Origin of the sequence: Methylobacterium iners (genome assembly GCF_022179305.1) — a bacterium.
GTDB lineage: Bacteria > Pseudomonadota > Alphaproteobacteria > Rhizobiales > Beijerinckiaceae > Methylobacterium > Methylobacterium iners.
Genome location: NZ_BPQP01000166.1, coordinates 1 through 1,348, shown reverse-complemented (window position 1 = coordinate 1,348; position 1,348 = coordinate 1). Strand labels below are relative to the sequence as shown.

Annotated in this window: 1 protein-coding gene; it reads right to left on the bottom strand. The window is 65.4% G+C overall.

What is annotated here, in order from left to right; translation table 11 throughout:
• Nucleotides 1-1,216 (bottom strand): oxalate/formate MFS antiporter (gene oxlT, locus MFF55_RS26585; protein ID WP_238247239.1); only part of this gene is annotated, 1,216 nt, incomplete at its 3' end.
• Nucleotides 1,217-1,348 lie beyond the last annotated feature (132 nt).

Here is a 1,348-nt window from a genome sequence, read left to right as displayed (position 1 = left end):
AGGCGTGGGCCACGGCGCCGCTGGCCATGGTCGAGCCGTTCGCGGCGTGGTGCCGGACCAGCATCGGCCGCAGGACGGCGATGGCGAGGAACGCCGCCAGAAGATCCATGGCCGCCACCGTGTAGAGGACCGTGGACCAGGTTCCCGTCGCCTGCATCAGGAGGTTGCCGACCGGCACGAACAGCGCGGCGATACCCTTGGCGCAGTAGAGGACCCCGTAGATCTTGCCGATATGGGCCGAGCCGAAGGTGTCCGCCGCCGTGGCGCTGAAGAGGGAGTAGACCTCGCCCCAGGCCAGGAACACGATGCCGGACAGGATGATGAAGGCCCACGGGTTCGAGCCGAAGTAGCCGAGCGCCACGATGCCGATGCCTTCCATCGTGAAGGCGATGAACATCGTCTTCTCACGTCCGATCCGGTCCGAGATGAAGCCGAACAGCGGGCGCGAGACGCCGTTGAGGATGCGGTCGAGCATCAGGGCGAAGGGCAGGGCCGCCATGGCGAAGAAGTACAGGTTGACCTTGAACTCCTTCACGCCGAGGTCCTGCGCGATCACGCCGAGCTGCGCCACCGCCATGAGGCCGCCGGTGACCGTGCAGGTGAACATCAGGAGCATCACCCAGAAGACGGGGGTGCGCAGGGCCTCGCCGAGGGTGTAGTCGCGGCGGGACTGGAGCACCTTGCTCGAGAAGGTCACCTCGCCCTTGCCGGGACCACGCAGACCGAGCGCGGCCAAGAAGATCACGGCGCCCTGGATCAGGCCGAAGTAGAAGAAGGCCTGGGTGTAGCTTCCAGCCGCGATCATGTTGGCGATCGGGATGATGGTCAGCGCCGAACCGGCACCGTAGGCGCCGGCCGTGAGGCCGACGGCGAGGCCGCGCTTGTCCGGGAACCACTTCAGCGCGTTGTTGACGCAAGTGGCGTAGACGCAGCCCACGCCGATGCCGCCGGCGACCGAGCCCAGATAGAAGCCGGACAGCGACGTGGCGTAGGAGTTGATGACCCACGCGAGGCCGGTCATCAGGCCGCCGAACATCACGACGCGGGTCGGGCCGTACTTGTCGATGAAGTAGCCCTCGATCGGCGTCAGCCAGGTCTGGACGATGACGAAGATCGTGAACGCGACCTGGATCGCGGCGCGATCCCAGCCGAAGGTCTTCTGGATCTCAGGGACGAAGAGCGTCCAGGAATACTGGATGTTGGCCGCAGCGACCATGCAGACCACGCCGAGGATAAGCTGCAGCCATCGCCCCGAATTGGATCTCGCGACGGGTGCCGTTGCTGGTGTGGGCAGATAGGACGACAGAGTTGTTATGCCTTCCTGGGCATTCGACATGGACGTTTCTCC